The sequence below is a fragment of the Pseudomonas sp. MDT2-39-1 genome (assembly GCF_054898085.1).
Genome location: NZ_CM142716.1, coordinates 995,040 through 1,016,486, shown reverse-complemented (window position 1 = coordinate 1,016,486; position 21,447 = coordinate 995,040). Strand labels below are relative to the sequence as shown.

General features: G+C 59.2%; 15 protein-coding genes. 9 read left to right on the top strand and 6 right to left on the bottom strand.

The genetic code is table 11. The features are described 5' to 3' along the window. Positions 1–3 precede the first annotated feature (3 nt). Both ACYZTM_RS05135 and ACYZTM_RS05130 read left to right on the top strand, forming a co-directional pair. Entirely contained in the window at positions 4–528 is a 525-nt protein-coding gene (locus ACYZTM_RS05135; RefSeq protein ID WP_131059949.1) for a DUF6586 family protein, read from the top strand. A 106-nt stretch (positions 529–634) separates the two neighbouring features. Next, positions 635–868, top strand: a complete 234-nt coding sequence (locus tag ACYZTM_RS05130; RefSeq protein WP_010456352.1) for a hypothetical protein — start codon at positions 635–637, stop codon at positions 866–868. 93 nt (positions 869–961) lie between these two features. Here ACYZTM_RS05130 and sulA read toward each other — a convergent pair whose 3' ends face one another. Further along, positions 962–1,435: an SOS-induced cell division inhibitor SulA gene (gene sulA / locus ACYZTM_RS05125; RefSeq protein ID WP_461987409.1), complete on the bottom strand. Its 474-nt coding sequence runs from the start codon at positions 1,433–1,435 to the stop codon at positions 962–964. A gap of 10 nt (positions 1,436–1,445) precedes the next feature. Then, positions 1,446–2,054, bottom strand: a complete 609-nt coding sequence (gene lexA, locus ACYZTM_RS05120; protein ID WP_026286346.1) for a transcriptional repressor LexA — start codon at positions 2,052–2,054, stop codon at positions 1,446–1,448. Between the two features lie 229 nt (positions 2,055–2,283). On the opposite strand from lexA, the gene ACYZTM_RS05115 reads away from it, so the two are divergent. The 4 genes from ACYZTM_RS05115 (at position 2,284) to ACYZTM_RS05100 (ending at position 8,252) form a co-directional block, all read left to right on the top strand. Next, positions 2,284–2,991: a TetR/AcrR family transcriptional regulator gene (locus ACYZTM_RS05115; protein WP_131059947.1), complete on the top strand. Its 708-nt coding sequence runs from the start codon at positions 2,284–2,286 to the stop codon at positions 2,989–2,991. Between the two features lie 170 nt (positions 2,992–3,161). Then, positions 3,162–4,160 (top strand): beta-N-acetylhexosaminidase, encoded by a 999-nt coding sequence (gene nagZ / locus ACYZTM_RS05110; RefSeq protein ID WP_461989101.1) that lies wholly within the window; start codon positions 3,162–3,164, stop codon positions 4,158–4,160. Positions 4,161–4,172: 12 nt separating this feature from the next. Continuing rightward, positions 4,173–4,910 (top strand): S-methyl-5'-thioinosine phosphorylase, encoded by a 738-nt coding sequence (locus ACYZTM_RS05105; protein ID WP_131059945.1) that lies wholly within the window; start codon positions 4,173–4,175, stop codon positions 4,908–4,910. A gap of 45 nt (positions 4,911–4,955) precedes the next feature. After that, the gene (locus ACYZTM_RS05100; RefSeq protein WP_461987406.1) at positions 4,956–8,252 is read left to right on the top strand and encodes a DEAD/DEAH box helicase; all 3,297 of its coding nucleotides are present in this window, start codon (positions 4,956–4,958) and stop codon (positions 8,250–8,252) included. A gap of 148 nt (positions 8,253–8,400) precedes the next feature. On the opposite strand, the gene ACYZTM_RS05095 is transcribed toward ACYZTM_RS05100, so the two are convergent. Genes ACYZTM_RS05095 through mfd form a run of 3 tightly spaced genes read right to left on the bottom strand, consistent with a single transcriptional unit; the run spans position 8,401 to position 15,132 of the window. Next, a complete protein-coding gene (locus ACYZTM_RS05095) occupies positions 8,401–11,094 on the bottom strand; it encodes an SNF2-related protein (RefSeq protein ID WP_461987404.1) in 2,694 nt (897 codons plus the stop codon). An 11-nt stretch (positions 11,095–11,105) separates the two neighbouring features. Next, on the bottom strand, positions 11,106–11,672 hold the full coding sequence (locus ACYZTM_RS05090; protein ID WP_461987402.1) for a CsiV family protein: 567 nt from the start codon (positions 11,670–11,672) through the stop codon (positions 11,106–11,108). A gap of 10 nt (positions 11,673–11,682) precedes the next feature. Next, positions 11,683–15,132: a transcription-repair coupling factor gene (gene mfd, locus ACYZTM_RS05085; protein ID WP_131059941.1), complete on the bottom strand. Its 3,450-nt coding sequence runs from the start codon at positions 15,130–15,132 to the stop codon at positions 11,683–11,685. A gap of 363 nt (positions 15,133–15,495) precedes the next feature. On the opposite strand from mfd, the gene ACYZTM_RS05080 reads away from it, so the two are divergent. Next, the gene (locus ACYZTM_RS05080; protein WP_131059940.1) at positions 15,496–16,959 is read left to right on the top strand and encodes a glyceraldehyde-3-phosphate dehydrogenase; all 1,464 of its coding nucleotides are present in this window, start codon (positions 15,496–15,498) and stop codon (positions 16,957–16,959) included. A 171-nt stretch (positions 16,960–17,130) separates the two neighbouring features. Here the strand turns inward: ACYZTM_RS05080 and tcuC are convergent, their stop codons facing one another. Next, entirely contained in the window at positions 17,131–18,429 is a 1,299-nt protein-coding gene (gene tcuC / locus ACYZTM_RS05075; protein ID WP_461987399.1) for a tricarballylate/proton symporter TcuC, read from the bottom strand. A gap of 444 nt (positions 18,430–18,873) precedes the next feature. Between tcuC and ACYZTM_RS05070 the strand changes: the two genes are divergently transcribed. Both ACYZTM_RS05070 and sthA read left to right on the top strand, forming a co-directional pair. After that, complete coding sequence (locus ACYZTM_RS05070; protein WP_461989100.1) at positions 18,874–19,818, top strand: FAD:protein FMN transferase; 945 nt, start codon at positions 18,874–18,876, stop codon at positions 19,816–19,818. A gap of 207 nt (positions 19,819–20,025) precedes the next feature. Then, positions 20,026–21,420: a Si-specific NAD(P)(+) transhydrogenase gene (gene sthA / locus ACYZTM_RS05065; RefSeq protein WP_007907752.1), complete on the top strand. Its 1,395-nt coding sequence runs from the start codon at positions 20,026–20,028 to the stop codon at positions 21,418–21,420. Positions 21,421–21,447: the final 27 nt, after the last annotated feature.

Genomic DNA, 21,447 nt, shown 5'->3' with positions numbered 1-21,447 from the left:
GTCATGGCCCACGAACTCTATACCCGTACCAACCAGAAGATTTATTTCGCCGGCCTGTCGCTGGAAGCGCTCGCCAGAGCCGAAGAGGGGCGAGCGATGAATTCTCTGGCACTGATTCAGGCCGGGCGCGAGTCGGCGTTGTTTCATCTGTACGGCGCGTTGCTGGGGCTGTGCCATGAAATTGCCGGCTTCTACCGCTTGCCTCAGGCCAATGCGCCCCGGGCAGAGATGTTGCTAACTCGCGAAGTGCTGGAAGCCATCGCCATCCCTGAGATGGCTGAGATGGTCGAGCTGGCTCAGAATCGGGAAACCTGGCTAGCCAAGCTGCTGGCGGCTCACGCGGCGATGTTTCAACCGCCTCGCGCTCCGCACAAGCCCAAGGGTGACGTGACCCAGCCGCTCATCCTCGCGGTTAACCTGGATGAAGAAGAGGCGCCTGAGGAGTTGAGTCGCGAAGAGCTGGAGAGCTGGCGTCAAAACCTGAAAGCGCTGGCGATCCGGTTTCGCGAAGGCTTGAACGAGTGCTGATCGACTGAGAGCCGGCGGTGCGATTAAAAGCGCTGCTGGTCAAGTTACCGAGCGAAGCCTGGCCGATGCCTATATAATCCCCGCCTTTCGTGGAGAACAGACCTTTATGCCAACGTCCTTTCTAGAAATTGTCGAGTTACCAGACGGCCGAATCGAGCTGCGCAGGGCCGAGGACGAGGGTTCTCTGGTTACTTTGGATTTCTCCGAGGATGCCAAGGCTTTCCTGCAGGGCCAGCACGTGGAAGTCGCCAAGGCGATGTTGAGCGTCGGTGTCCAGATGGCAGGACGCCTGGTTGAAGGCGAATTCAATACCGATGAGAGTTCGCGGGTCCTCCACTGATCCCATTCTTCGCTTTCTGCTGATATGGCTACGGATCGGCTTCTCTATCCTTTGAGAAGCCCCGCGCTATGCATTGCGCGCTTTGTTTACACGTTAACCCAAGCGAATATTCAGGCTCTGCGCATCCCCGATACGGGCTGCGTTGATCAACTGTTGCCGTGAATTTGTGTTCAGCGGGTTGAGCCAGCTGACAACCGTGTGGCTGCGGCCCAGGCGCAAGGCTTCGCAGGTCAGCTGCTGAGCACTTTGAGTGCCGCGAGGTTGCAGAAGCAGGATGCGTTCACGGTTAAGGCCGGCGTCTCGCAACCACGCCTGAGTCAGGCTGGCGGGTGGGGCGATCAGAGTCAGCCACCGCGCGTCCTGATCCTGACTCAGTTCCCGGAGAATCGACGCCAAAAGGTTCAGGCAGTTCCCGGCCGCACCACGCAGTGAAAGCTCGCTGAAGACTTCAGGTTCGGCACTCCAGGGCGACTCGACCACGTCTTTCAGAATCGGCGCCAACGGTTGCACCATGAATGCCTCGAACAACGGCAGTTGGGCTTGCTGTGATGTGTGTGGGAACTGCATAAAGCCTCCTTTAGCGGCGAATGACGCCGACACTCAAGCCTTCGATCACTAGCTCCTGATCTTTCAGGTTTACTTCGATAGGGGCGAATTCAGGGTTTTCCGCAATCAACCAGACCTTGCTGCCATCGCGCTTGAAGCGCTTGACGGTCACTTCGTCGCCGATTCGCGCCACTACGATCTGGCCGTTACGGGCTTCACGGGTGGTGTGCACGGCCAGCAGGTCACCGTCGAAAATGCCCACGTCCTTCATGCTCATGCCATGAACCCGCAGTAGATAATCGGCGCGAGGATGGAAGAACGAAGGGTTGATGTTGCAGGATTCCTCGATGTGCTGCTGGGCCAGAATCGGCGCACCGGCAGCCACTCGGCCAATGATCGGCAGGGTGGAATCGTCGGCCTTGGCTTCGAAGCCCGGGATGCGAATGCCGCGGGAAGCGCCCGGGGTCATCTCGATCGCACCCTTGCGGGCCAGCGCCTTGAGGTGTTCTTCCGCCGCGTTGGGCGACTTGAAACCCAGTTCCTGAGCGATTTCCGCACGGGTCGGCGGGTAGCCGTTGTCTTCGAGGCAGCGTTTGATGAAGGCCAGAATCTCTGCTTGGCGTGGCGTCAGCTTTAGCATATTGATCGCTCTGTCTTTTTATACAGTGACTGGGATTATATACAGTGGACCGGTCTTGGCAATGCCCCTTTTTTGGCCGGCCGCTGGACGGTCAATCAGCCTGCTGATTAAAGCCTCGCCGTTGTATGGTTAAATAGCTGACCGACCATTCCCAAAACGAACCGGCAAGCTTGACAACGCACAGGCTGAAACGTATGTTTCAAACAAGTGTTTGTCAGGCGGAGTAGCCATGGCCCAGTCGGAAACCGTTGAACGCATTCTTGATGCTGCCGAGCAGTTGTTCGCGGAAAAAGGTTTCGCCGAAACCTCGTTGCGTCTGATCACCAGCAAGGCTGGGGTCAATCTGGCGGCGGTCAATTATCACTTCGGTTCGAAGAAGGCGCTGATCCAGGCTGTCTTCTCGCGCTTTCTCGGGCCGTTTTGCCTGAGCCTTGATAAAGAGCTGGAGCGGCGTCAGTCCAAGCCTGAAAACAAGCCGACCCTTGAAGAGCTGCTCGAAATTCTCGTCGAGCAGGCCCTCGTCGTGCAGCCTCGCAGCGGCAACGATCTGTCTATCTTCATGCGTTTGCTGGGGCTGGCGTTCAGTCAGAGCCAGGGCCACCTGCGTCGTTATCTGGAAGACATGTACGGCAAGGTGTTCCGCCGCTACATGATGCTGGTCAACGAAGCCGCGCCGCGCATTCCACCGATCGAGTTGTTCTGGCGCGTGCACTTCATGCTCGGCGCCGCAGCGTTTAGCATGTCGGGGATCAAGGCATTGCGGGCCATTGCCGAGACCGATTTCGGCGTCAACACGTCCATTGAGCAAGTGATGCGCCTGATGGTGCCGTTCCTGGCCGCAGGCATGCGTGCCGAAACCGGCGTCACCGACGCGGCCATGGCCACCGCGCAATTGCGTCCGCGCAGCAAGTCGGCCCCGGCTGCCGCCAAGGTTTAACCGCGCACGGGTGGGCGCGGCGGCTGACATCCGCTAAGCTAGCCGCCCATGCCGACTCTCGTTCTGAATTCGCTTCCCATTGATATCGCCGACCTGCCGGGCACAGCCCAAGGCGGCGTATTTACGCGAGCCGGGTTTTTCGTTATCAAGGAATTTCTATGACTGCTGGCCTGCAAGGCTCGTTGATGGTGGACGTCGCCGGTACCTGGCTGACGGCCGAAGATCGCCAATTGTTGCGTCAGCCCGAAGTGGGCGGCCTGATCATTTTCGCCCGTAACATCGAAAACCCGCGCCAGGTGCGCGAGCTGAGCGCCGCGATCCACGCCATTCGTCCCGATCTGTTGCTGGCGGTGGACCAGGAGGGCGGTCGCGTTCAGCGTCTGCGCCAAGGCTTCGTGCGATTGCCGGCCATGCGCGCCATCGCTGACAATCCGAACGCCGAGTACCTGGCCGAGCAGTGCGGCTGGATCATGGCCACCGAAGTGCTGGCCGTCGGCCTCGACCTGAGCTTTGCCCCGGTGCTGGACCTGGATTACCAGCGCAGCGCCGTCGTCGGCACCCGTTCGTTCGAAGGTGATCCTGAGCGCGCAGCGCTGCTGGCCGGTGCATTCATTCGCGGCATGAACAGCGCCGGCATGGCCGCCACCGGCAAGCATTTCCCCGGTCACGGTTGGGCCGAGGCGGATTCCCACGTCGCGATCCCGAACGACGAACGCAGCCTCGACGAAATCCGCGCCAACGACCTTGTGCCGTTCGCCAAATTGAGCAAGCAACTGGCCGCCGTCATGCCGGCCCACGTAATTTACCCGCAAGTTGATTCCCAGCCCGCCGGATTCTCCCGTCGCTGGTTGCAGGACATCCTGCGCGGCGAGCTGCAATTCGATGGCGTGATCTTCAGCGACGACCTGTCCATGGCCGGCGCCCATGTGGTTGGCGATGCGGCCAGCCGTATCGAAGCCGCGCTGACCGCTGGTTGCGACATGGGCCTGGTATGCAACGACCGCGCTGCTGCGGAACTGGCCTTGAGCGCCGCCCAGCGCTTGAAGGTCCAACCGTCCGATCGCATTGCGCGGATGCGTGGCCAGTCGTATGCCAATACTGAATACCGTCAGAACCCGCGCTGGCTGACCGCCATAGGCGCGCTTAAAGAAGCTCAACTGATTGAATAAGGACTTTTCGTTATGACGGTTTACGCGATTATCGGTGGCACCGGCCTGACTCAACTTGAAGGTCTGAGCATTCGTCAGTCACTGGCGGTGGATACGCCCTTTGGCCCGCCTTCGGCAGAAGTGCAGATCGGTGAATACGCCGGCAAGGAAGTGCTGTTCATCGCCCGTCACGGTCACCCACACCGTTTTCCTCCGCATCAGGTGAACTACCGCGCCAACCTCTGGGCGCTGAAACAGGCGGGGGCCGAAGCGATCCTCGCGGTCAACGCCGTGGGCGGGATTCATGCAGCCATGGGCACCGGGCATTTCTGTGTGCCGCATCAACTGATCGACTACACCAGCGGCCGTGAACACACCTATTTCGCCGATGACCTGGAGCACGTCACCCACATCGACTTCAGCTATCCCTACAGCGAATCACTGCGTCAGCAATTGATCGCGGCGTTGGCGGCTGAAGGTGTCGATTACAGCAGTCAAGGCGTCTACGCCTGCACTCAGGGTCCACGTCTGGAAACCGTCGCTGAAATCGCGAAACTGGAACGTGATGGCTGCGACATCGTCGGCATGACCGGCATGCCGGAAGCGGCATTGGCGCGTGAACTGGAACTGGATTACGCGTGTCTGGCGCTGGTGGTGAACCCGGCAGCGGGCAAATCCACGGCGGTGATCACCATGGCCGAGATCGAGCAGGCGTTGCAGGACGGGATGGGGAAGGTCAAGTCGACGTTGGCGCGGGTGTTAAAAGTCTAAGTTGTACGCCACCATCATTAATTCATTATCAAAAGCATTGAGTGTATGTCGACAATCATCGAGCAACTTCAACAGCTGCCGTGGGCGGAGGCATTCAGTCATCGCGCTCTGGATAAGGCGCGCAGATATGCCCCTGAGCATCGGGTAAAAATCCTCGAACTTGATGATGTGTTGGTTCGTGCGACCTGCAGGGGCTCCCAAGGTAACGTCTACGAACAGCACATTGAGCTGGTCGAAGATGCCAATGGTACTTTTGAGCTGGACTGCAACTGCTCATGCCCCGTTGTGATCGATTGCAAACATTGCGCAACCGTTATCTATCACCTGCAAGACCTTCCGGTCGCTGTTGCTGACAGTACGGCTTCCATTCACCTGAATCGTGAACTGGAGCGCTGGCTTGACGGTATTCCATCTGCCAGCAATCCCCCCGATGAGCCGTCGCAGGTGACGAGTACGCGCCTGTTTTACAAACTCAGGGCCACGCCAACCGCCGGGAAATGGACGCTAGAGATCTTCAAGGCGCGTCAGCTCAAGGACGGCCGTATGCAAGACATCAAGTCGATGTACTCGCTGTCGGACACGCTGATACGCCAGCCCGGTTACCTGACCGAGCTCGACCTTCGAATCGCCAGGCTATTAGTCGCCGTTCACTCCCATCACGCCTATTACGCAGGCTACCCCTTGGAAGGCAGCAGTGGCGCCGAACTCATCGAAATGCTGTTGCGAACCTCGCGCCTTTTCCTGGATCTCGAACAGCCACAACCCCTGACGCCGGGAATGAGAAGAACGGGTCAATTTGCTTGGGCCGAACAAGCCAATGGCAGTTTTCGCCCGCAATGGGGCAGTGACGCGGCCCCAGTGGAAACGATCCTGGCCCTGGAGCCCTTGTACTATCTGGATCGCGAGCGGCTGCAAGTAGGGCCGCTGTTCAGCGAGATGGATGAAAAACTGGCTTGTCACTTGTCGTTGGTCCCGGATATTCCGGCGCGTCAGGCAATGCAGTTCAGTCATCGAATGAGGGCGGCGACGCAAGTTGCACCGCCGCCTCACACACTGACGGAGCGGGTCATTGACGGCGTTTTTCCTCAGGCTCACCTGACACTCGCCAGCGGCAAGCGCTACGTCCGCTGGCAGCATGAGCCAGAGCATCGCGCCGCATTGGTGTTCACCTACAACGGCCATCCGACGTCGGACAGAAATCCGGAAGTGTTAATCCTTTCCGGGACTGAAACCCAGCGTATACAGCGCAACCCCTCCGCCGAGAAAGCCCTGCGTCAGGCCCTGCAAAAACACGGTTTTAAAAAGGCCGCGCGCAAAAGCAGCCTGGACCGTCCCGGCGAAATGTTCACCCTGGCGGATGACGCAGCCTGGCTTGCCTTTGCTCAGGACGGAGTCCCGGCGCTGAGGGAGAAAAACTGGCTGATCGATATCAGCGATAACTTTCACTTCAACTTGCAGCCTGTAGAAGAGTGGTATGCGCAAGTCGAGGAAGGATCGGGGCACCAGTGGTTCGATCTGCAACTGGGTATCGTCGTCAACGGCGAACGTCACAGCCTGCTGCCGATATTGCTGCATTTGCTGCGTAGCCAGCCACAGTTGATGGATCCCGCAAGCCTGGCCCAACGCAACGATGACGAACTGTTGCTGATTGGACTTGGTGATGGGCGTTTCGGTGCCAAACCCCATGGCAAAGTCGCGCTGCCCTATGGTCGGATCAAACCGCTGATGGTTACCCTGGGCGAGTTGTACCTGGGGACGCATCAAGGCGATTCATTGCGTTTGAGTTTGCCGGATGCCGCGCGCCTCAGCGCGCTGGAAGGCGTCCCGCTAATTTGGCAGGGCGGTGAACGACTGCGCAGTTTTGCAAAGCGTCTGCGTGAGTCGAACCATGCTCATGTCTCGGCGCCCGAGGGGTTGAAAGCGACACTGCGACCGTATCAGCTTGAAGGGCTGAACTGGATGCAAACCCTTCGTGAACTGGAGGTCGGCGGCATCCTCGGCGACGATATGGGCCTGGGGAAAACCCTGCAAACCCTGGCTCATTTGCTAACGGAAAAGCAGGCTGGGCGGCTTGATCGTCCGGCACTTGCCGTGATGCCCACCAGCCTGATCCCCAACTGGCTCGACGAGTCACTGCGCTTTGCTCCGCAGCTCAAGGTACTGGCGCTGCATGGCGCCGCGCGGCAAAAAGACTTTGCCCGCCTTGCCGAATACGACTTGGTGTTGACCACCTACGCATTGCTGCCTCGGGACCTGGAGGTATTGCAGCCTCAGGTATGGAGTGTGCTGATTCTCGATGAAGCGCAGAACATCAAGAATCCGGTCAGCAAAGCTGCTCAGGCAGCCCGCGACCTGCAGGCCCGCCAGCGATTGTGCCTGTCCGGCACTCCGCTGGAAAACCACCTCGGCGAGTTGTGGTCGCAGTTTCACTTTTTGCTGCCCGGCTGGCTTGGCGACAGCAAAACCTTTAATCGCGACTACCGCACGCCGATTGAAAAGCACGGTAACACCGAGCGGATGCAACACCTGACGGCCCGGATAAAGCCCTTTTTGCTACGTCGCAAGAAAGATCAAGTGGCGACCGAGTTGCCGCCCAAGACCGAGATTGTGCATTGGGTTGATCTCAGCGATGGACAACGGGATGTGTATGAAACCGTGCGCGTGGCGATGGACAAGAAGGTGCGTGACGAAATTGCCCGCAGTGGTGTCGGGCGCAGTCAAATCATCATCCTCGATGCATTGCTCAAGCTGCGTCAGGTGTGCTGCGATCTGCGGCTGATCAAAATGCCGCTCACCGCCAAGGCCCTTCGTTCTGGTAGCGGAAAACTGGTCAGCTTGATGGAGATGCTGGAAGAGTTGCTCAGCGAAGGTCGCAAGGTGTTGCTGTTTTCACAGTTCACTTCGATGCTTGCCTTGATTGAGGAAGAGTTGCAGCAACGTGGTCTGGGCTACTCGTTGTTGACGGGTGAGACGACGGATCGGCGCACGCCGGTCAAGGATTTCCAGAGCGGTAAAGTACCGCTGTTTCTGATCAGTTTGAAGGCTGGCGGCACAGGTCTGAACCTGACGGCTGCGGATACGGTCATCCATTTCGATCCCTGGTGGAACCCGGCGGTGGAAAACCAGGCGACTGACCGGGCCTACAGGATCGGGCAAAACAAACCTGTGTTTGTCTACAAGCTGATAGCCCGTGGCACCGTAGAAGAAAAAATACAGGCACTGCAGCTAGAGAAGGCTGCGCTGGCCGGGGCGGTGCTTGAAGGTGGAACGACTGGCGGCTGGAAGCTTGAGCAGAGTGATATTGAGGCGCTGTTTGCGCCGTTGCCAAATCTCAAGTCCTGATGTCTTCAGTGAGATCGAGTCGATCCCTTCGCGGGCAAGTCAGATCGCCGCACCGCTCGCTCCTACAGGATTGGTGTGAACCCTGTAGGAGCGAGCGGTGCGGCGATCCGACTTGCCCGCGAAGACGATCTACCAGACGACGAAGATTTCAGCGCTTTTCCAGCTTATCCGGCAACGGTGCAAACAACGCTTCGATATCATCGCTCTGCAACTTCCAGTCACCAGTCTTGCGCCCATCCAGCACCCCCGCCGCCAGGTCGGATTTTTCCTTTTGCAGGTGCTGAATCTTCTCTTCCACCGTGCCACGGGCAATCATCTTGTAGACGAATACCGGCTTCTCCTGGCCGATGCGATACGCCCGGTCAGTCGCCTGGTTTTCCGTCGCCGGGTTCCACCAGGGATCGTAGTGGATCACCGTATCCGCCTCTGTCAGGTTCAAACCGACACCACCGGCCTTCAAGCTGATCAGAAAGATCTGACGCTTGCCGCTCTGGAAGTCTTTCACCGGCGCCCGTCGGTCACGGGTCTGCCCCGTCAGCAATGCATATTCAACACCGCGTTTCTTCAGTTCGACCTCGATCAGCGCCAACATCGACGTGAACTGCGAAAACAGCAAAATCCGCCGACCTTCCTCAAACAATTCATCCAGCATTTCCATCAAGCTGTCGAGCTTGCCCGAGGTGCTGCCGCGAGTCGGCAGCACGGCATCGTTGACCAGGCGTAAATCGCAGCACACCTGGCGCAGCTTCAGCAGCGCTTCAAGAATGATGATCTGGCTGCGTGCCACGCCTTTGCGAGTGATCTCGTCGCGGACTTTCTTGTCCATCGCCAGGCGCATGGTTTCATACACATCGCGCTGGGCTTCGTTGAGCTCGACCCAATGGATGATTTCGGTCTTCGGCGGCAACTCCGTCGCCACCTGCTCCTTGGTTCTGCGCAGCAGGAACGGTTTGATCCGACCATTGAGGTGCTGAAGCCTGACTTCGCTGGCGCGCTTTTCGATCGGCACGCGGTAATCGCGGTTGAAGCTTTTTACGTCACCGAGCCAGCCAGGCAAGAGGAAGTGAAACAGCGACCACAGTTCACCCAAGTGGTTTTCCAGCGGCGTGCCACTCAGGCACAGACGCTGGCGCGCATTCAACTCACGGGCAGCGTGAGCGGCCTTGCTGTTGGGGTTCTTGATGTACTGCGCTTCATCCAGAACCAGCACATGCAGAGGCTGCGCCGCCAGACGTTCGACGTCCTTGGGCAGCAACGCATAGGTGGTCAGAATCAGGTCGTAATCGGCCAGATTGTCGAAATGCTTTTTGCGACTGGCACCGTACAACGCCAGCACTTTGAGTTGCGGCGTGAAGTGCGCGGCTTCGTCGAGCCAGTTAGGGATCAGGCTGGTGGGCATCACCACCATGCACGGCCGATCGAGGCGTCCGGCGTTTTTCTCACTGAGAATATGCGCCAGTGTCTGTAGGGTTTTACCCAAACCCATGTCGTCCGCGAGAATTCCGCCGACTTCAAGTTGCCGCAACGATTGCATCCAGCTCAAGCCTTCCAGCTGATACGGGCGCAAGGTTGCGTTCAAGCCTTCGGGGGCCGTCGCGGTGTAGTCCTTGACGTCCCGCAGGCGCTGGGCAAACGTGCGGATCTGCTCGCCACCTTCCCAAAGCAGCGGCATGCCTTCCAGTGGATTCAGGCGCGTGGCGTCGGCCTTGCTCAGGCGCAGCGTGGTTTCGCCAGGCTCTTGCAGGTAGAACTCGCCGAGGGTTGCCAGCACCGGCTTCAACCGACCGAAGGGCAGGGCGACCTGTAAGGGACCGTATTGGGAGTTCGGGCGGTTGGGAATGTTCACCAGAATCAGTTCGTCGTCACGACGTCGGGCGAGGCGTTCCGGATTGAGGATTTCGGTGTGGGAACGCATCAGGTTCAACAGGATCGGCAGCAGACTCAGGCGCTCGCCGTTGACGATGATCCCCAGTTCCAGATCAAACCAGTCGCGTTCCGGCGCCTGCTCGACGGTGGCGTACCAGTCATCCACGGCGGTCAGGTCGAAACCGAATTCCTCGTCGATCTGCAGCTCCCAGCCCTGGGTGCGCAACTTCGGCAGCTCGTTGAGGGTGAAGGTCAGCCAGGCGCTGTCGTTGACCATCTCATACAGATCGCCGGCACTTTCCGGCAAGGCTTTGCTCTGGCGGGTGGCGATTTTGAAGCCGAGGATTCGCAACTGCTCCCTGTAGGCCTGTTCGGCTTCCGGATGGCGATTTATCCGCAGCGTCTGGGTTTCCTGCCGAATCAGGACGTCGGCGTTTTTCTGCCCGCAGACGTATTCATCCAGGTAGCTGAAAGACAGCGCCGCACGATGCTGGATGTAGCGCTGCATCTTACCGTTGCGCGGTTCGAAGGCGCTGAACTCGATGCTCGCCAGCCACAGGCGCGGCACCGGTTGCACGTTATCCACAAGGACTTGGGGCGGGGCCTTCGGGCTGCGGTTTTCCAGCACGGCCTGAAGTTTTTCCAGCAGTTCGGCGTCTTGGGCGGCTGCGGGATAGGCCAGGGTTTCCTGCACTTTCAGCAACACCGCCGCGCAATGTTTGCAGTTGGCGTGAACCGGGCAAGTGCACGTGGCGTCGACCATCAGCAACGTCGCTTTGGCTGACTCGCGAAGGCGAATGGTCTGACGGTAAACGTTACCGCCAGAGCCTTCGCAAGCGGCGACGATCGTGGCGTCGCCTGCCTCGACGATCCTGACGCGGTTCTCCAGCGCGTAGCGACGGCCACGCTCCAGGCTCTGTTCCTTGAATCGGCTGACCCAGGAAGGTGCGAGGGGTTTGCTCAGGGTCGGAGGCATAAGGACTTCAATCAGTCCGGAATTTCATCAGGGACTGGCCGAGGCGCAGGGGCGGTCAACGAGGTGATCTTGATCAACATCCCCAGATGGCCGTTATCGAGGAAATTCAGCTGGCCGTTCTTGGTGTGGCTTTCCTGCTTCATGCGTTCGCTGGCGGTGACCATGCCATTGGCGTCGATCTGGTTGACCCAAAAGTCCGCATCCACATCCGTGAAGCGCCCCAGTTTCAGGCTCAGGGTGCCCTCGATCGGGAACTGGCCGAACTGCTCCGTGCCGTCGCTGATCGCGATTTTGCTGGCTTCTTCACCGAGGGTCTGCTGCCAGGCCTTATGCAGCAACACGGTGTATTCGTTGCTGGCGGTCAGTTTTTCCACTTCGCCATTCAGGCTTGGCGTGCGCAGGCTGTCGGGGTTGATACGTTGGGCGCCGGCAGCCCAGTCTTCGGGTGCGGCTTTGCTGACAACGGCAGGCACAGCGTTCTGGCGGACCAGAATCATTTCAATCTGATACAGGTCGTCGGCAAAGGCCGTTGGGGCGACCAGGGTGGTCAGCAAGGTCAGTAAACGAAACAGGCGCATGCGGCGTCCTTCAAGCAGTTTTCGGAATGAGGCACTCAAGCAGCGCCTCTACAGTATTAAAGCGCTCTTGCGGGCTTTCCATCGGGACCATGAATTTAAACATCGTGGCACCTTCGAATTTGTAGCGTTTGGGCTGGCCCTGAATCAGTTTGATCAGGGTCAGCGGGTCGACCGGCGTCTGCGCCGCGAACTCGATCCGGCCGCCTTGCGGGCCGCCGTCGACTTTCTTGATGCCCAGCAATTCGGCTTGCAGCTTCAACGCCGTGATGCGCATCAGGTTCTTGGTCGGCTCCGGCAGCAAGCCGAAGCGGTCGATCATCTCCACTTGCAGGTCCTTGAGGCCTTCCTCATCGGTGGCCGAGGCAATGCGTTTGTAGAGAATCAGTCGGGCATGCACATCCGGCAAGTAGGCTTCTGGAATCAACGCCGGGACACGCAGGTTGACTTCGGGGCCACCGCCCAGCGGCTGATCGAGGTTCGGTTGTTCGCCCTTGCGGATCGACTTCACCGCGCGCTCGAGCATCTCCATGTACAGGGTGAAACCGACGGCCTGGATCTGACCGCTTTGACCGTCACCCAGCAATTCACCGGCGCCACGGATTTCCAGGTCGTTGGTGGCGAGCACGAAGCCCGCGCCGAGGTCCTGGGTGTTGGCGATCGCTTCCAGGCGCTTTTCCGCGTCCGGGGTGATTTGCTGGCGTGGCGGCGTCAGCAGGTATGCATAAGCCTGGTGGTGACTGCGACCGACGCGGCCGCGCAACTGGTGCAACTGCGCCAGGCCGAATTTGTCGGCACGCTCGATGATGATGGTGTTGGCACTCGGCACGTCGATGCCGGTCTCGATGATGGTCGAGGCGATCAGCACGTTGAAGCGCTTGTGGTAGAAGTCGCTCATTACCTGTTCGAGATCGCGTTCGCGCATCTGCCCGTGGCCGATGCCGATCCGTGCTTCCGGCACCAGTTCGGCGAGGTCGGCGGCGCACTTCTCGATGGTCTTCACGTCGTTGTGCAGGTAGTAGACCTGGCCGCCACGCAGCAACTCACGCAGCAAGGCTTCTTTGACCGTGCTCTTGTTCTGCTCCATGACGAAGGTCCGCACCGACAGGCGACGGGCCGGCGGTGTGGCGATGATCGACAGGTCGCGCATGCCCGACACCGCCATGTTCAGCGTGCGCGGAATCGGCGTGGCGGTCAGGGTGAGAATGTCGACTTCACTGCGCAAGGCCTTGAGCTGTTCCTTCTGACGGACACCGAACCGGTGCTCTTCGTCGATGATCACCAGCCCGAGGTTTTTGATCTTCACGTCGTCCTGCAGCAGCTTGTGCGTGCCGATGACGATGTCGATCTTGCCTTCGGCGAGGTCCGCGACCGCGGCGTTCACTTCCTTGGTCGACTTGAAGCGGCTCATCACTTCCACGCTCACCGGCCAGTCGGCGAAGCGGTCGCGGAAGCTGTTGTAATGCTGCTGGGCGAGCAGGGTGGTCGGCACCAGAATCGCCACCTGACGACCGCCGTGCACCGCGATGAACGCCGCACGCATGGCCACTTCGGTCTTGCCGAAACCCACATCGCCGCAAACCAGTCGGTCCATCGGTTTTGGCGCGAGCATGTCGGCGCGCACGGCATCGATGGTGGTTTGCTGGTCCGGGGTTTCTTCGAACGGAAAACCGGCGCTGAAGGTTGCGTAATCGGCTTTCGGGTCTTCGAACGCGTAACCTTCGCGAGCGGCGCGACGTGCATAGATGTCGAGCAGTTCGGCGGCGACGTCGCGCACCTGTTCGGCGGCTTTGCGTTTGGCTTTCTGCCAGGTTTCGGAGCCGAGACGGTGCAGCGGGGCCAGGGCATCGTCGCTGCCGGTGTAACGGGCGATCAGGTGCAGGTTGGCCACCGGCACGTACAACTTGGCGCCTTCGGCGTATTGCAGAGTCAGGAACTCGGCGGCTTGATCGTCGATTTCCAGGGTCGCGAGCCCGAGGTAGCGACCGACGCCGTGATCGATATGCACCACCGGCGCACCTTCGCGCAGCTCGGTGAGGTTCTTGATGACGGCATCGTTGTTGGCGTCGGTGCGTTTTTCGCGGCGACGACGCTGCATCACGCGCTGACCGAACAACGGGCTTTCGGCGACCAGCGCCAAGGCAGGGTTGTCGAGCACCAGACCTTCATCGAGCGGAGCGATGGTGATCGCCAGGCGCTCCTTGCTCGCGACGAAGTCCGGCCAACTGTCGACGGTTTTCGGTCGCAGCTTCAGGCGTTCGAGCAGCTCCAGCAGCACTTCACGACGGCCCGCGGACTCGGCGGTAAACAACACGCGCCCGGGGAACTCGTCGAGGAAACCGGCCAGCGCCGCCAACGGCTGAGTGGCCTTGGCTTCGATGGCCAGGTTCGGCAGTTCTCGTGCCGGGAAGCGCTCGCGGCCGACACCGGTTTCCACGTCCTGTTGACTGGCAACCACCCGTGGCCAGCTCTTCAGGCGTGCGAAGCAATCGTCCACCGGCAAGAACAGCTCAGCCGGTGGCAATAAAGGACGGGACGGATCGACGCGGCGCTCTTCATAGCGATTGCGCACATCGTTCCAGAAGTTCTCTGCGGCCTGCTCGATGCCCGGCAGGGAAAACACTTGGGTGTCCTGGGGCAGGTAATCGAACAGCGTCGAGGTTTCGTCGAAAAACAGCGGCAGGTAGTACTCGATACCGGCCGGTGTAATCCCGCTGCTCAAATCCTGGAAGATCGGGCAGCGACGGAAGTCGACATCGAAGCGCTCACGAAAGCGTGCCTTGAAGCGGGTGACCGCATCTTTTTGCAGCGGGAATTCCCGCGCGGGCAGCAGGCGGACGGTGTCGACCTTGTCGATGGAGCGCTGGTTTTCCGGATCGAAGGTACGCAGCGTCTCGATTTCGTCGTCGAACAAGTCGATACGGAAGGGCAGTTTACTGCCCATCGGGAACAGATCGATCAACGAACCGCGGACGGTGAACTCGCCGTGCTCGTACACCGTGTCAACGTAGCGATAGCCGCTGGCTTCAAGTCGGGTGCGCATCTGCTCGACGTCGAGCTTCTGGCCAACGTCCAGCACCAGGCTGCTGCCGAGCAGGAATTTGGTCGGCGCGAGGCGGTGCAGCGCCGTGGTGATCGGCACGACCAACACGCCATGACTCAGCTCCGGCAACCTGTATAAGGCGGCGATGCGCTGGGAAATGATGTCCTGGTGTGGCGAAAACAGATCGTAGGGCAGGGTTTCCCAGTCCGGGAAATGCAGTACGGGCAAATCCGGGGCGAAGAAACTCAGCTCCTGTTCCAGCCGTTCGGCACTTTGGCTGTCGGCGGTCAGCAGCAGGGTAAAGCGCTTGGCAGCGCTGGCAGCCTCGGCGATGGCCAGGCTCAGGGCGGCACCGGGCAGGTTGCCCCAGTGCTGTTTACCTGCCGCGGCAGGGAGAAGCGGTAGACGCAGAACGGGCACGGAAGGTTGAGCTCCAAGCGTTGCGACAAAGTCGGTAATTGTAGCGGCCTCGGGTGCCGCCTGTCAGTTGCAGACTGTGTCTATTACGCAGGTTTGGCGAAATGTAGTGGTAAAGACAAAATCCGCCGGTTTTTTACCGAAAATTGATGATTATGTAGTGGCAAAACGACTGAGTGTTACGGAGGGTTACGGATAAGACAGCGGTGTCTCCAAAAAATTGACTGCGCTGAAGGCCGCGGTTTTACTGGGCTTTAGCGGTGCGTAATTTTTTTGAACAGGAATTTGTTACGGATCGCACGACAGGCGCGCATTGCTACGGGAGGCACTCGGCGGCATAATGTAGCCCCTTTTTTCTGCCCCTACATGTGGAAGGTTCCCGTGACTCAGAAGCCCGACCAGTGTCTTGGTGAATGGATCGACCGTGAAGCACTCGCAGAAGCGATGATTCCGCTTATCGGTCAGCTCTACCGCAATAACAACGTGGTGAGCTCGATCTATGGCCGCAGCCTGATCAATCGTTCAGTCATTGCGATTCTCAAAGCTCACCGCTTTGCTCGTCATCGTCAGTCCGATGACAGCGAATTGTCCGTCCACGAAACATTCCCGCTGCTCAAAGCGATGAGCGAGCTCAAGCTCGGTGCCGCTTCGGTTGACCTGGGCAAGCTTGCGGTCAAGTTCAAAGCCGAAGGCAATGGCCGCACCGCCGAGCAGTTCGTCCGCGAAGAACTGGCTGACGTCGTGGGTCAGCAAAACGTTGCCGCCCGCAAAGGCACCGACGTTGTCCTGTACGGTTTCGGTCGTATCGGCCGTCTGCTGGCGCGCATCCTGATCGAGAAAACCGGTGGTGGCGACGGCCTGCGTCTGCGCGCCATCGTTGTCCGCAAGGGCGCCGAGAACGATCTGGTCAAGCGTGCAAGCCTGCTGCGTCGTGACTCGGTTCATGGTCCGTTCGATGGCACCATCACCATTGATGAAGCCAACAACACCATCACCGCCAACGGCAACCTGATCCAGGTTATCTACGCGAAAAACCCGACTGAAGTGGATTACACCCAGTACGGCATCAAAGACGCGCTGCTGGTGGACAACACCGGCGTATGGCGTGACGCCGAGGGCCTGGGCCAGCACCTGGCTTGCCCGGGTATCGATCGCGTTGTTCTGACCGCTCCGGGTAAAGGCAAGCTGAAGAACATCGTTCACGGCATCAACCACGGTGAAATCACCGCTGACGACAAGATCGTTTCGGCTGCCTCCTGCACCACCAACGCCATCGTGCCGGTGCTGAAAGCTGTCAACGACAAGTTCGGCATCATCAATGGCCACGTTGAAACGGTTCACTCGTACACCAACGACCAGAACCTGATCGACAACTTCCACAAAGGCGATCGCCGTGGCCGTAGCGCCGCGCTGAACATGGTGATCACCGAGACCGGTGCTGCCACCGCTGCTGCCAAGGCGCTGCCTGAACTGGCCGGCAAGCTGACCGGTAACGCGATCCGCGTTCCGACGCCAAACGTGTCGATGGCCATTCTCAATCTGAACCTTGAGAAAGCCGCCACCCGTGAAGAGATGAACGAGTACCTGCGCTACATGGCGTTGCACTCCGATCTGCATAAGCAAATCGACTACGTCAACTCGCAGGAGGTGGTTTCCACCGACTTCGTTGGCTCGCGCCACGCAGGCGTTGTGGACGCTGAAGCAACCATCACCCAAGACAACCGCGTTGTTCTGTACGTTTGGTACGACAACGAATTCGGTTATAGCTGCCAGGTGGTTCGCGTGATGGAAGACATGGCCGGTGTAAACCCGCCAGCATTCCCGCGCTAAGCGTTAGCTGCACATGAAAACGCCCCGACTTTGGTCGGGGCGTTTTTGTTTGTGTGTCTGTTGGATCTTTGTTGCCTGTACCGGCCTCATCGCTAGCAGGCTAGCTCCCACAGGGGCTTTTGAGCGCCACAGATCCAGTGTGGGAGCTAGCCTGCTAGCGATGGCGATCTGTCAGGCGCCGCCGACTACCGCCGCTTGCGCAGTCCGCAATTCATGTCGATTGCCTTTGAACAACACCAGCGTCGCAATCAACCCCAACACCGCCGCGCCACTGAGCCAGATTCCTGGCGCAGCCTTGTTGTCCAGCACGTGGATGAGGTACGTGCAAGCCGCGGGCGTAAACCCGCCGAACGTTGCAGTCGCCAGGCTGTAGGCCAACGAAAAACCGGTCGTACGAACTTCCACCGGCATGATCTCGGTCAGCGCCACGACCATGGCGCCGTTGTACAAGCCATACAGGAACGACAGCCACAACTCGACGATCAGCAAATGGCTGAAGCTCGGGTTCGCCACCAGCCACGACAAGGTAGGGTAGGCCGTGAGGATTGCCAGAATTGTCGCCGCCAGGAGTAGAGTTTTGCGTCCGATCTTGTCGGACACAGAACCCATCACCGGCAGCCAGAAGAAGTTGGACAGGCCGATACACACCGTCACCAGCAACGCATCCAGATCCGACAGGTGCAGTTCGGCTTTGCCGAAAGTCGGGGTGTAGGCGGTGATCAGGTAGAACGATACGGTGGTCATCACCACCAGCGCCATGCCGGCGATGACGATGCCGAAGTTCTGACTGATCGAGCGGACGACGTCACCCAGGGTAGGGCGGTGTTTACGCGCCTGGAACTCCGGCGTTTCTTCCAGTGAACGACGAATCACGAAGATCACCGGCACAATCATGCAGCCGATCAGGAACGGCACGCGCCAGCCCCAGTCGCCCATTTCTTCGGGGCTGAGCCAGTGGTTCAAGCCGACCCCCAACAGGCCGGCGAACACCACCGCGGCTTGCTGACTGGCAGACTGCCAACTGACAAAAAAGCCCTTGCGACCCGGCGTGGAGATCTCCGCCAGGTACACCGACACACCGCCCAGTTCTACGCCGGCCGAGAAGCCTTGCAGCAGGCGGCCGAACAATACGAGCAGTGGCGCGGCGACGCCGAGGGTGGCGTAACCCGGCACGCACGCAATCAGCACCGTGCCGGCCGCCATCATCGCGAGGGTAATGATCAGGCCTTTGCGGCGGCCATGACGGTCGATGTAGGCCCCGAGGAAAATCGCCCCCAAAGGACGCATCAGGAAGCCGGCACCGAACGTGGCCAGCGATAACATCAGGGAGGCGAAAGCGCTGTCGGCGGGGAAGAAGGTTTTAGCGATGGCCGTGGCGTAAAAGCCATAGACCATAAAGTCGAACATTTCGAGAAAGTTACCGCTGACAACGCGAATAATCGCTATGCCTTTGCCCGTATTCGAGGACATTTCAACGTGCTCACTTTGGCTATCTTGTCGGAAATCCCTGATTTAGACGCGTCCTCGCTGTCGCCATGAAGGCGGGTTCCCTCGGCGAACAGTTTGTAACGATATGTGTATGAAGATCGTTAGGCAACAACTAGTTAGCTTGCTGCTTAAACGATATAGCCATTAAGCGGTATGAATCTCGGAGTGGAGCGAATTAAAAATTTCTGACCGGCGCCGATTAAATGTGGGAGCGGGCTTGCTCGCGAAGGAGGCGCTGCGGTGTATTCAGGATAACCGCGTCATCGTTCTTCGCGAGCAAGCCCGCTCCCACCTTTCTATCGCATAATGGCTGGCCTTGGCGGTGGGTCAGGTAATGCTTTTGGGAGTGTGGAATTGTTGAATGGGTGTCGGGGCGTTTTATTGGTTCTGCTCGGCGCACTGTCCGGCTGCGGCAACTCCAACTCCATGGAAACCTTCGGAGGTCCAACCATGGGCAGCACTTATTCAATCAAATATGTGCACCACACCGGTCTTCCCGCTCAAAAGGACATCAAGGCGCAGGTCGAAAAGATCCTGGCCGACATCGATCAGCAAATGTCCACCTACCGCAGCGATTCGGACATCGAGGTTTTCAACGATCTCCCGGCCCATCGCTGTCAGAAAATGCCCGCGTCGATCCTTAAGCTGGTCCGCGTCGGCGAGCAGCTCTCGGAACAAAGCGAAGGCTCCTACGACCTGACGGTCGAACCGCTGCTCAACCTCTGGGGTTTCGGCCCGCAGGCCCGTGAGGAAAAAGTGCCCGCTGCCCAGGCGCTCGCCGGAGTACGGCAGCGGGTGGGTTACCAACACCTGCGCATCGACCGCGATCAGTTGTGCAAGGACGCCGCCGTCGAAGTCGACTTCAACAGCATCGCCGCCGGTTACGCCGTCGACACCATTGCCGAAAAACTCGAAGCGCTGGGTATCCACAACTACCTGGCCGAAGTCACCGGCGAGCTCAAGGCAGCGGGTAAAAAACTCGACGGCTCAGCCTGGAAAATCGCCCTGGAAGTGCCCCGCGACGACCAGCAGGTCGCGCAAAAAATCATCGTGGTCGATGGCTATGGCCTGTCCACCTCCGGCGACTACCGCAACTATTTTCAGCAGGACGGTAAGCGTTATTCTCACACCTTCGATGCCCGAACCGGTGCGCCGGTCTCACACACCCTGGCGTCAGTCACGGTCATTAATCCTTCAGCGTTAATGGCCGATGGCTTATCGACGCTGTTGCTGATTCTCGGCCCGGAGCGCGGTTGGGACTACGCCGAAAAACACGATATCGGCGCATTTTTTGTGATTCGTGCCGATACAGGTTTCGTCACACGAACCAATCAGGCTTTTGAACGCCTCAGTGGCAGCAAAACCGAATGATTGCAGCGATCCGCGCATTGAAGAATGGCGTTGTAGTGCAGGCAAAACTAGCCTACGACGCGACCAAGGGTTAATGTGCCCGGCGTTGACGCTTCTATAGACTGTGTCCGGGTTCTGCACTGGCCCCAAATTGTTCCTTCACGCCGCAGATCGGCGTGATTTAGCCGCAGGTGCCGAGGGCGCCGCGGCCTGTTCTGAGGAGTACGCATGGCTGTCTACAACTACGACGTGGTGGTGCTGGGTTCCGGCCCGGCGGGAGAAGGCGCGGCAATGAACGCCGCCAAAGCAGGGCGCAAGGTGGCGATGGTCGATAGCCGTCGCCAGGTCGGCGGCAACTGCACCCACCTGGGTACCATCCCGTCCAAGGCACTGCGTCACTCGGTCCGGCAGATCATGCAGTTCAACACCAACCCGATGTTCCGGGCCATTGGTGAGCCGCGCTGGTTCTCGTTCCCGGACGTGCTGAAAAGCGCCGAAAAAGTCATTTCCAAACAAGTCGCCTCGCGCACCGGCTACTACGCCCGTAACCGCGTCGACGTGTTCTTCGGCACCGGCAGCTTCGCCGACGAGCAAACCATCGAAGTGGTCTGCGCCAACGGCGTGGTCGAAAAACTGGTGGCCAAGCACATCATCATCGCCACCGGTTCGCGTCCTTATCGCCCGGCGGACATCGATTTCCATCACCCGCGTATCTACGATAGCGACACCATCCTCAGCCTCGGCCACACCCCGCGCAAACTCATTGTTTACGGCGCTGGCGTGATCGGTTGCGAATACGCGTCGATCTTCAGTGGCCTGGGTGTACTGGTTGAACTGGTGGACAACCGCGGTCAGTTGCTGAGCTTCCTGGACTCGGAAATTTCCCAGGCCTTGAGCTACCACTTCAGCAACAACAACATCACGGTTCGCCACAACGAAGACTACGACCGCGTCGAAGGCGTGGACAACGGCGTGATCCTGCACCTCAAGTCCGGCAAGAAGATCAAGGCCGACGCCTTGCTCTGGTGCAACGGCCGTACCGGCAACACCGATCAGCTGGGTCTGGAAAACATCGGCGTCAAGGTTAACAGCCGTGGCCAGATCGAAGTCGACGAAGCCTATCGCACCTGCGTTCCGAACATTTACGGAGCCGGTGATGTGATCGGCTGGCCGAGCCTGGCCAGTGCTGCGCACGACCAGGGCCGTTCGGCCGCTGGCAGCATCGTCGATAACAACAGCTGGCGCTTCGTCAACGACGTGCCGACCGGCATCTACACCATTCCCGAGATCAGCTCGATCGGCAAGAACGAGCAGGAGCTGACTCAGGCCAAGGTGCCGTACGAAGTGGGCAAGGCGTTCTTCAAGAGCATGGCGCGTGCACAGATTGCCGGCGAGCCCCAGGGTATGCTGAAAATCCTGTTCCACCGCGAGACACTGGAAGTGCTGGGCGTTCACTGCTTCGGTTATCAGGCGTCGGAGATCGTTCACATCGGTCAGGCGATCATGAGCCAGCCGGGCGAATTGAACACGTTGAAGTACTTCGTCAACACGACGTTCAACTACCCGACCATGGCCGAAGCCTATCGGGTAGCGGCATACGACGGCCTCAACCGGCTTTTTTGAGTGGCTCCGGCCGGTGGCCTGAGCCGG